The organism is Methanospirillum hungatei, assembly GCF_020216685.1.
Lineage (GTDB): Archaea > Halobacteriota > Methanomicrobia > Methanomicrobiales > Methanospirillaceae > Methanospirillum > Methanospirillum hungatei_B.
The window spans coordinates 1-9,988 of the sequence record NZ_JAIWNS010000191.1; the positions used below are offsets into that span (position 1 = coordinate 1).

The 9,988-nt window shown below is 47.3% G+C and carries 12 protein-coding genes, 1 tRNA gene and 1 pseudogene; 10 read left to right on the forward strand and 4 right to left on the reverse strand.

Annotation, left to right across the window (positions count from 1 at the left end):
• The 3 genes from LDL35_RS11795 to LDL35_RS11805 form a co-directional block, all read left to right on the forward strand.
• Positions 1-1,020, forward strand: a 1,020-nt coding sequence (locus LDL35_RS11795; protein ID WP_304022618.1) for an ATP-grasp domain-containing protein, incomplete at its 5' end; no start/stop codon positions are given.
• On the forward strand, positions 1,020-1,541 hold the full coding sequence (locus LDL35_RS11800; protein ID WP_304022619.1) for a transcription factor: 522 nt from the start codon (positions 1,020-1,022) through the stop codon (positions 1,539-1,541). The genes LDL35_RS11795 and LDL35_RS11800, both read left to right, overlap by 1 nt.
• A complete protein-coding gene (locus tag LDL35_RS11805) occupies positions 1,534-2,061 on the forward strand; it encodes an HDIG domain-containing metalloprotein (RefSeq protein WP_304022620.1) in 528 nt (175 codons plus the stop codon). The genes LDL35_RS11800 and LDL35_RS11805 overlap by 8 nt, the downstream gene beginning before the upstream one ends.
• Here the strand turns inward: LDL35_RS11805 and LDL35_RS11810 are convergent.
• A complete protein-coding gene (locus LDL35_RS11810; protein WP_048067589.1) occupies positions 2,056-2,553 on the reverse strand; it encodes a regulator of amino acid metabolism, contains ACT domain protein in 498 nt (165 codons plus the stop codon). The genes LDL35_RS11805 and LDL35_RS11810 overlap by 6 nt on opposite strands.
• Before the next feature lie 161 nt (positions 2,554-2,714).
• Here LDL35_RS11810 and LDL35_RS11815 point away from each other — a divergent pair.
• Positions 2,715-2,799: transfer RNA gene (locus tag LDL35_RS11815), tRNA-Leu, on the forward strand.
• Between the two features lie 210 nt (positions 2,800-3,009).
• On the opposite strand, the pseudogene LDL35_RS15400 reads toward LDL35_RS11815, so the two are convergent.
• Positions 3,010-3,141: pseudogene (locus LDL35_RS15400) on the reverse strand (PIN domain-containing protein); the annotation flags it as partial.
• Between the two features lie 275 nt (positions 3,142-3,416).
• Positions 3,417-3,659 carry an AbrB/MazE/SpoVT family DNA-binding domain-containing protein gene (locus LDL35_RS11820; RefSeq protein WP_304022621.1) on the reverse strand — a complete coding sequence of 81 codons (243 nt, stop codon included), beginning with the start codon at positions 3,657-3,659 and terminating at the stop codon, positions 3,417-3,419.
• 242 nt (positions 3,660-3,901) lie between these two features.
• Here LDL35_RS11820 and LDL35_RS11825 point away from each other — a divergent pair, with 242 nt between their 5' ends.
• The 5 genes from LDL35_RS11825 to LDL35_RS11845 all read left to right on the forward strand — a co-directional run bounded on the left by LDL35_RS11825 (position 3,902) and on the right by LDL35_RS11845 (position 7,756).
• A complete protein-coding gene (locus tag LDL35_RS11825; protein ID WP_304022622.1) occupies positions 3,902-4,498 on the forward strand; it encodes a PadR family transcriptional regulator in 597 nt (198 codons plus the stop codon).
• Positions 4,499-4,603: 105 nt separating this feature from the next.
• Positions 4,604-5,545: an ATP-binding cassette domain-containing protein gene (locus LDL35_RS11830; RefSeq protein ID WP_304022623.1), complete on the forward strand. Its 942-nt coding sequence runs from the start codon at positions 4,604-4,606 to the stop codon at positions 5,543-5,545.
• Between the two features lie 10 nt (positions 5,546-5,555).
• The gene (locus LDL35_RS11835) at positions 5,556-6,392 is read left to right on the forward strand and encodes an ABC transporter permease (protein WP_304022624.1); all 837 of its coding nucleotides are present in this window, start codon (positions 5,556-5,558) and stop codon (positions 6,390-6,392) included.
• A gap of 120 nt (positions 6,393-6,512) precedes the next feature.
• Entirely contained in the window at positions 6,513-7,223 is a 711-nt protein-coding gene (locus LDL35_RS11840; protein ID WP_304022626.1) for a nucleotidyltransferase family protein, read from the forward strand.
• 347 nt (positions 7,224-7,570) lie between these two features.
• Positions 7,571-7,756, forward strand: coding sequence for a hypothetical protein (locus LDL35_RS11845; RefSeq protein WP_304022627.1), 186 nt, complete (start codon positions 7,571-7,573; stop codon positions 7,754-7,756).
• Positions 7,757-7,767: 11 nt separating this feature from the next.
• Here the strand turns inward: LDL35_RS11845 and LDL35_RS11850 are convergent, their stop codons facing one another.
• Positions 7,768-8,205 carry an EVE domain-containing protein gene (locus LDL35_RS11850; RefSeq protein ID WP_304022628.1) on the reverse strand — a complete coding sequence of 146 codons (438 nt, stop codon included), beginning with the start codon at positions 8,203-8,205 and terminating at the stop codon, positions 7,768-7,770.
• A gap of 73 nt (positions 8,206-8,278) precedes the next feature.
• On the opposite strand from LDL35_RS11850, the gene LDL35_RS11855 reads away from it, so the two are divergent.
• Positions 8,279-9,877 (forward strand): class I SAM-dependent DNA methyltransferase, encoded by a 1,599-nt coding sequence (locus LDL35_RS11855; protein ID WP_304022629.1) that lies wholly within the window; start codon positions 8,279-8,281, stop codon positions 9,875-9,877.
• Positions 9,878-9,988 lie beyond the last annotated feature (111 nt).

The following is a 9,988-nucleotide window of genomic DNA, read 5'->3' on the forward strand; positions in this document are numbered from 1 at the left end:
TGGGCCGGGTATGAGGTCTGTGCGGTTGATCATTTCTGTGATGCCGATCTCCGGAAACATATGGTCTGCTGCATGTCGTTTGATGAGCTGGCCGAGCTCCCCATCCGAATCAGGGAGATGTGCGGGAGGTATGCCATCGATGCTATCATTCCAACTTCCGGGGCCGAAACACTTGAGGATCTTCCTGCTCCGGTCTTCGGGACCGATGCCCATACGGCACGGCAGTTCCTCAACAAGGGATTTGTACAGGACTGGTTCTCAGGGCTTGCTATCCCGGTCCCTCCGCTTGCAGAACCAGGGGAGTTCCCGGCAATGCTCAAGCCACTCTCCGGTTCAGGGGGGTGGCGTAATACCATAGTCAGTTCCCCGTCGGATATCGATGCATGGAAAGAGGCCTTTCCTGATGAACCATTCCTGCTGCAGAGGATAGTGCAGGGAATTCCTGCATCGGTCTGTGTTGTTGCCGGATGTGGCCGGGCACAGGCACTTGCGGTTAACCGTCAGATTCTCCGGGGTGAAGGCCCATACCGGTTCGGGTTTGCCGGTTCCCTGACCCCCTTTGACCATCCACTGCAGGATCAGATGATCTCCTATGCAGAACGGGCAGCAGCAGCGTCTGGGTGTCTTGGTATTCTTGGGATTGATTTCATGGTCAGCGATAGCGAGGTCTATGCAATTGAGCTCAACCCCCGGTTTGTAGCAACCCTTGATACCATCGAGACCGCGACCGGGATAAATCTGGTGAAAATACACCTGGATGCCTGCCAGGGAGTTCTGCCAGATGCTATGCCAGTTCCGAAGCAGTATGCCCTCCGCCGGATTCTCTTTGCTGACCGGCAATGCGCCGTTCTGGATGATCTCTCCTTCCTTGCTCCGGGAGTTGCCGACATTCCGGTCCCTCCCGCCTCATTTGAAGAAGGAAGTGCGGTTATTAGCGTGTATGGATCCGGGCCTGATCCGGCGTCTGCACAGATGGCACTGGATACTACTATCAGGGTAGTGGGGCAATATATACGGTGATGGCTTCCCACGAGGAGATACTGGCTGACAAGGCTATTTTTGCATATCTTCACCGGATGATTGGGGATGAGGGAATTGAACTCATCCGGCGGTTTCCGACAGATAAGGAATACAGTGATGAAGAACTTGCAGAGGTCACAAAGATAAACCTGAACTCAGTCAGGAATACCTTGTACACTCTGTATGAACACCGGCTGGCAAAATATCGCAGAATAAAAAATAACGAGACCGGCTGGCTGACCTATCTCTGGGAACTTGAACTGGACAATATGTATGATTCAGTCTCAAAGGATCTTGAGATAATTCTGGAAAAACTTCGGAAGCGGTACAAATACGAGAGTGAGAACGCATTCTATAGCTGTCCGAACTGTGGAAACACAATCACATTTTCGGATGCAATGGATTCACAGTTTGTCTGTCAGGAATGTGAAAACAAGATGGTTCATTTTGACAATGACCTGCTGGTGAATGCTCTGCAGAAACGTATTGCACGTATTGAAGAGAATCTCGGTCATGTGTAGTCCGGGAGACGAATATTTATCTTTTCTTTCCGATGCAGGGTGTGATCCCGGAGTCATTGAGCATTGTCGTGTTGTCCGTGATGTTGCGATCCGGATTGCATCTGACATCGCCGGTGCAGGAATAAAAGTAGACGCTCAATTAGTTGCTGCAGGAGCGATCCTTCATGATATCGGCCGGTCCAAAACTCATGGGATGGGCCATGCTGATGAAGGAGGGATTATCTGCCGGTCACTTGGGTTTGATGAGTCCCTCTGCCGAATTGTTGAGCGGCATATCGGAGCTGGTCTTCAGGCCAACGAACGGGCAGAGTTTGGACTTTCTGCTGTTGACCGGATTCCTGAAACGCTGGAGGAGAAGATTGTGGCCCATGCTGATAACCTGGTGAAAGGAACCCGGGTGATAAGCCATGAAGAGTTTGAATCATCGTTGGAACGGTTTGATGAGCCGATCAGGAAACGGTTTCTTGCACTGGCAAATGAACTGGAGCGGCTGAAAACGCCTGATCCAGAATCTTCATAGAATAAGTCTCTTTACAACCGGTAACTCCCTGAGTTCATCGATGACTCCGGGGGGCATTTTTCCTTCGGCGATGATCACCAGGCGCGGCTCTTCAGAGAGGTGGGGATCAGTGACAAAAACCTGCCGCAGGCCTATGTTGTGGGATGAGAGTATGTGAATGCAGGCATCAACAATACCCGGCCTGCTCGCGTCCTGGGGTATGACGGTGATGACAGAGAGAGAGAGGCTCTCAGCAATGACGGAGAGATCAGGGGTGGCCCGCATGTTAATGAAGATGTCCCGAAAGGGTGAGGTGAGGATACGGCGGGCGGTGGCTTCGACGACCCTCCGGTCAACATGGAGTTTGGCGGCAACCTGCGTCGCTGCCACCGCGATGGTATTACATGCGATTTTCCCATCCTGATTTACTCCGAATCCGTTTTCGAGAAGAAACCTGACGACCCGTGTTTGTGACGGGGAATCTTCAAACCAACCGAGAATCGCAGACCACATAGATCTTTTTCTGTTCTTCATTGGTATTAGACAGTGGGTCTTCTCCGTGAGTGGAATAGATAAGTTCTTTACGTACTACATCGACCTTATTCAGGCACAGAGACCCGATGTTCAGGATACATTCTGATCTCCGGTAATACGGTGCAATTATTGTTCATTGAGCGAGGGTATCCGAGCCAGGTCAAAGGAGCAAGGTTGAGGGCCTTGTCGCGAAGGCGTTCGAGCGTTCAAATCGCTTCCCTCGCATTCTTCTTAAAATTCTTCTTGTCATTGAAAGTTATTTTTAAGTTATTATTTTATACAAATGGCTTATTCATAATAACGAGCCCTGAATTTAGGCAAACCTCTCTCGCATATCGGGAGGTGACGTCAAGGTCAATATTCTTCGGGATCTTTATCATCCGGTGGATTTTGGTTTTTGAGATACTGGGTTTTTCAAAAAAATTAAAATTCTTATTATAATTCCATCCATTTTCTAGTTATGAATGAAAACCGTTTAAAATCATTGTCTTCGGAAATCACGAATTTGCATCCTGCAAGAGCGGCAGTAGCAGCATGCAGTGCATCCCTGGGATTTATTGGGTATTCTGTAAGGAGTTGTGTGCAGTTGTTATCACTTTTTTATCAACGGGAATAAATTTCAAGTTCGCGATATTGAGAAAAATTTCAGACAATCTTACCGCATCTTCATGCGAGAACTCTTTTTTGATTTTATAGAAGTACTCATCAAAGGTAAGATAAGAGGTGCATGCGGAAACCGATCCCGTTTCAATCATGGAAATAACAGATCTACACCATTCACCTTTTACTCCAGAGTCACCTGATGCATAGATGACCATATTGGAATCAAGATAATACATTATTTATCCAACTCTTTCATGGAGCATTTCATCATAATCACTATCAGAATCAATCTTTAATATCCGATTGTGTTCATGGGCAAACTGAGAAAACCGGCTGGAAGCTTTTCTTTCTGATGGGATAATATGCAGAGAATCATCCTCCTCATAGAGAATAATTTTTTTCCCAGGAAAAAAATCCAGGTTTTTTCTCATCGTGTCTGGAATAATGATCTCTCCATTATCACCGATAATTACTTCAATCATATTCATAGGATTTAATGTATTAGATTTGTGTATGATGTATTATTACCTATCCGGGGTAAGAACTGCTATCCTACCTAATATTTACTGTTTATCCACTATTTCCCGATAGGTGAACTCTTTCATGATTTTTGATATTGATTACACCCATTGAGGGTTAAATAATCTTCCATTTAACGTGCTAATCATCGTTGTCACTTTGTCCAACGATGTATCTAAATAGTATTGTACTAGTACAATATTGTATGAGTTCGATCTCGAACATGGAGACGGCCCTTCTGGGGCTTCTCTCTGAAAGACCGATGTATCCGTATGAGATTGAAAGAGACGTGTGGGAGCACGACATGCGGTACTGGACCGAGATCTCACTCTCATCCATTTACAAGGTTCTGGAAAAACTCGAGAAGAAACTGCTCGTTGACGTAAACCTGACCGTCACCGATACCAACAAGGTCAAGAAGATCTACTCCATCACCGAAAAAGGAAAAAAGGAACTCAAAGAGAGGATCGTAGAGATCATGTCTGAACTGGAGATCACCATCTATCAGATTGATCTCGCCCTTGCAAACCTGCACCTTCTGACGAAAGAAGAGGTGAACGAAGTTCTGGATAAATATCTGAAGTCCATCGATGAGCGTATCACCTGTTACCAGGAACTGGAGCAGTTTTTCCTTGAACACAAATGTCCGGTGGGAAATCTTGCCCTGTCAAGGAGACGGCAGTTTCTCATCAAGGCAGAACGGGAATGGGTTCTTAGTTTTCTTGATGAATATAATGCAGAAGCCGGAGGGGAAGGAAATCAGAGGCGATTGAACTCTCCGGTGTCAGGGTCCATAACCTGAAGAATGTCTCGCGTATCTTCCAAAGAACCAGATTGTTGTCTTTACCGGGGTATTCGGAAGTTTCTTTCACGAATCAGGTGCAAAATTGCAGGATAAAGGTGACTCATGAGTAATTCAGTCATATTGGATGTATCAAATTTTTCATATGCGTATGGTGATGTACAGGCAGTAAAAGATGTCTCATTCAGAGTAAAAAGGGGAGAATTCTTCTCTTTTCTCGGGCCAAACGGAGCAGGAAAAACAACGGTGATAAACACCCTTATCACGCTCCTTCCCATGCAGGAAGGGACGGTCACCGTTGCAGGATATGATCTCAGAGCAGACCATGTCAAAGTCAGGGAGTCAATCGGGATTGTATTTCAGCAGATAACGCTTGACAAGGATATGACGGTCAGGGAAACCCTTGATTTTCACGGGGATATCTACGGAATGGGCCTGGAGGATAAAATGCAGCGAATATCAGAACTTTTGACCCTTGTGGAACTTGAAGAGAAGGCCGATGCACTTGTCAGCACTCTTTCAGGTGGGATGAAACGCAGACTTGAGATTGCCCGTGGTCTGATGACACGTCCGCAGATTCTCTTTCTTGATGAACCGACCATCGGGCTTGATCCACAGACCAGACAGAAGACCTGGGAGTATCTCAGAATGGTAAACCAGGAAGGAACTACCATCTTCATGACGACCCATTACATGGATGAGGCTGATATCCTCTCTGATTCGATTGCACTCATTGATCATGGAGAGATCATACAGAGAGGAACACCGGATGAGCTCAAATCAGGCCTTGGAAAAGATATCATCTATCTAGAAACCACTGACAACAGTGCTGTATCAACCAGAATTCAAGAAATACCGGGTATCACCGGGATTCAGCCATGTTACGGGAAGTTACTCATATTCTCCGGAAATGACGGGGCACAGGTGCTTCCTGACATCATCAGGGCTGCGGATGAACAGGGAATCACGGTTACGTCAGTCAGTCTGAAAAAACCCACGATGGATGACGTCTTTATGCATTATACCGGAACGGAGATCCGGGATTAGGTGATTCTCTATGGTTTCAGGATTTATTGCGGTATTCAAACGTGATATTCGCCGGTATGTCAGATTCAAGGATCAGCTCTTCACCTCGATGCTTCATCCCATCCTCTGGCTTGCTCTCTTTGGTCTTGGGATGGCAGGAAATTTTGAACGTATTCTTGGTGGTGGTTCTGCTCCGGCAGGGATGATCTCCTATGATTACCTGACCTTCATGTGTCCGGGGATGATTGCTGCAACGATTCTCTTTGCAAACCTGTACGGTGGATTTTCAGTCCTCTTTGACAAGAACTGGGGAATTCTCCGGGAGATCATGGCAAGTCCGATGCCGAGGCGTGATCTGATCACCGGAATATCCCTTTCATCAGTTACGAAGTCTCTGATTCAGACCGTTATAATCATCGTATTCGGGATGATCCTCGGAGTCACCTTCTTCTCCGGAGAGAGCATTGGAGGAGTGATCATATCCCTGGTCGGCATGGTCCTCTTTGTTGCTGTCTTTTCAGCAGCGGTGCTCTGTGTTTCTCTCTATGTTGCATTCAAAATATCATCACCGGAAGGATACCAGGGAGTCACGACAGTACTCTCCATGCCGGTGTTCTTTGCCTCAAATGCCCTCTATCCATCGGCAGGACTTCCTCCCGTTCTGCAGGAGATTGCTCTCATAAATCCACTGACTCATCTTTCAAACGGGCTCCGGTACTTCTCAATGGGTGATCATTTCAGCGCACTTGGGCTGGAATTCATCTATAATAGCACAGAGATCCTGGTATCGTTCATCTACCTCCTGGTCTTTGCACTGGTGACGTTCCATTTCGCTCTCCGGGCAGTTGAGCAGTCGGTAATTACCTGAACCCTGCCTCTTTTCCTTATGAACGGGGCAATTCTGAAAAAATATTCCTCTTCCCTGCATATATTATATGACTAACATCTCTCGATTAGTTGTCTGAAATCCAAATATTGTGAAAAGAACATGACACTGATTCATAAGCCGGTTATTCCAGAAGGTCTTCCAATCACGGAGGCACAGATCAGAGATTTCTGTACCCGGTATCATATCTCTACGTTTTCATTCTTTGGATCAGCCAGCACAGGGACTCTCCGGCCTGACAGTGATATCGACATCATGATCACGTATGAACCGGGGTTTCACCCGGATCTCGTTACGTACCATGAGATGATCGAAGAAATGGAGAAGATATTTGAGAGAAAGGTGGATATCGCTGATAAAAAGCAGGTCGAGAAAAGTGAAAACTACATCCGCCGGATTGGGATGCTCAAAAACCTAAAGCCAACCCACCGGCAGATCTCGTATCTTCTTGATATTCTGCTTTATATTCGTAGTATTGAACGGGTGTATGTGAACAATGAGGAAGAGAATGCTACAGATCCGGTATCAAGAAGACTCTGTCACGATGGATTGGTGTATCAGGTCATCCGGCTTTCACGAATAGCACAGCTCGTTTCATCGGAGGTGAGAGAAACACTCCCAACCATCCCCTGGGATGAGCTTGATCAGATAGCAGATATGGATCTCCTTGATGAACCGGATAGAGAGTTGATACAGGATATCCTCACACGCCTCCGTGAATCGGTCACCGATCTTCAGAGCAGGATTCCTGATGAGGAGACTTTTACCAGGAAGGTTGAGGAGCAGGGATACTGGAGTGGAAATGGAGAATAAGCTGAAATAATTCCCCAGAATTTCCATCTATAGCAATTATATCTTTTTTTGGTGCATAACCATATCGAAAATCTCTCCGAATTTTATCGACATTCTGAAGGTGGGCTGCTTTTATGTATCCCATCTTTTCCAGTATTCGGATGCTGACATGGTTTTCACCGCAGAGTGTCCTGATCACTATATGGACCCCCTTTCTGTCTGCTCAATATGGTCAATGGCGAGCTGACTAATTCTCCTCCCTGTAAAACCGGGTTTTAAGTGGATGCTGAGTTCAGCAGTCCGTTTATATTCCTGCTTTTTTTAACCGGGTAAGAAAACAGTACCCAGTGACCTCACCTCCTTCGTGAATGAAAAAAGACGAAAGCGGGGTTTATTCAGAATATCATCTCCTCAAGTTCAGGTATTGGTATCCGTTCACTATGGAAGGTAGCTGTTGTATTGAGGATGTAATGATCGGAGATCTCCTTGACTTTTGGGAGATCTTCATGGGTTATGGGAGTGAAATGGATAATTCGTTAATAAGAGTGGGATGAATTATGAATGGTTATTTCGCTGCAGAGATTATTTTCCGGTAATCTTCTTCAGGTATCTCCCGCATTGCCTGTCTGAAATGCCCGGACCACATGGTCTTATTCGTCACAAACCCAAGTTCAGGAATTAATGGTTTAATCTCCACCGGCTCTTTGAATATCTTCACTGGTTTGAGCCTGAACCGGTATGGAAACACCTCTTCTCCCATCTGGGGTGGAGCGGTGAAGAGCGGTTTTCCATCTTCAAAGAGTTCGGTTACTTTGAACTCTCCCATGATAGCAGAGGGAAGGACAGTATCTCCATGTGTTTCGGACCTGACATACATGAGAATAGTATCACCGGGTTTCACTCTCGAATGAAGTCCTTTGCTCCGTTTTGGAACACCCCAGATGTTGTGTTTTTTCACAACCTCCCAGTTCTGCCGGTTCCCTGATGCTATCCAGATTGCCATAGTATCTATGTAGGCCGCACCAGTATTTGAAAACATATATCGTTTGTCACGATTAACCCTCTAATCTCTGAATATGGCCCGTGGGAAAAAGACAAAGGAAACAACCGCAGCAAATCTTGGGTTTGAGGCAACCCTCTGGGCAGCGGCTGATAAACTCCGGAACAATATGGATGCGGCTGAGTACAAGCATGTCGTCCTTGGTCTCATTTTTTTGAAATATCTTTCTGATGCATTTGAAGAGAAACACTCCTCGCTTGAGCAGGCATACTCGGATCCAAAGAGCACCTGGTATATTGCTGAACCTGAAGTCCGGTACGGGGTGATTGAGGATCCGGATGAGTACAGGTCGGAGAACATCTTCTGGATTCCAAAGGAGGCACGCTGGTCCTATATCCAGCAGAATGCGAAGCGTCCGGAGATCGGGAAGATCGTCGATGATGCGATGTATGCCATCGAACGAGATAATGCCGTTCTGAAAAACATTCTTCCCAAGGAGTATGCCCGTCCCGGTCTTGATAAGGAGAAACTGGGAGAACTCATCGATCTCATCGGGACACTGAACCTGAGCGACTCTGAAAACCGGTCAAAGGATATTATCGGCAGAGTGTATGAGTATTTCCTCTCCGAGTTTGCGAGTGCGGAAGGGAAGAACGGCGGTCAGTTCTATACGCCCCGGTGTGTTGTTCAGACGCTTGTTGCGATGATCTCCCCCTTCAAGGGTCGGGTGTATGATCCCTGCTGCGGGTCTGGCGGGATGTTTGTCCAGAGTGAGAGGTTTGTGGAGGCTCACGGTGGCCGGATTGGTGATATCTCCATCTACGGGCAGGAGTCCAACCCAACGACCTGGAAACTGGCAAAGATGAACCTTGCTATCCGGGGGATCGACCATGATCTCGGGGCTGAACATGCGGATAGTTTCCGGCGGGATCTGCATCCACATCTGAAAGCGGATTATATCCTTGCCAATCCTCCCTTTAATATGAAAGACTGGGGAGGGGAGAACCTCAAGGATGACGTCCGGTGGAGATACGGCATCCCCCCGGCCGGGAATGCAAACTATGCCTGGATTCAGCATTTTATCCATCATCTCTCCCCGTCCGGTATTGCCGGGTTTGTGCTGGCAAACGGGTCGATGTCATCGAATCAGTCAGGTGAAGGGGAGATCAGGAAGAACCTCCTCGAAGCAGACCTTGTGGACTGTATGGTGGCCCTTCCCGGCCAGCTCTTTTACTCTACCCAGATTCCTGCCTGTCTCTGGTTTGTTGCCAGGAATAGATCGAACGGGAGGTTCAGGGACCGGAGAGGTGAAGTGCTCTTCATTGATGCCCGGAAGATGGGGGTCATGCGGGATCGAACTCACCGGGAGCTGACCGACGAGGATATCGACAAGATTGCCGGGACGTATCATGCCTGGCGTGGTGATGCAGGGGCCGGGGAGTATGAGGATGTACCGGGTTTTTGTGCATCAGCGAGCCTTGAGGAGATCGCAAAGCATGGGTATGTGCTGACTCCCGGTCGGTATGTCGGGGCAGAAGATACCGAGGATGATGGAGAGCCCTTTGCTGAGAAGATGGTCCGGCTGACAAAACAGTTATCTGAGCAGATTGAGGAAGGTGCCCGGCTCGATGAGGAGATTAGAAAGAACCTGGGGGCTTTAGGGTACACCATATGAAAAAGAATCCAGTAAAACCAGTACCGATTAAGGTCACCGCCCGAAACCGGGAAGGGGGAGTGGATAGGGATACAGAGTACTCTGTTCTTTTACATGAAATCCGTGAGATGA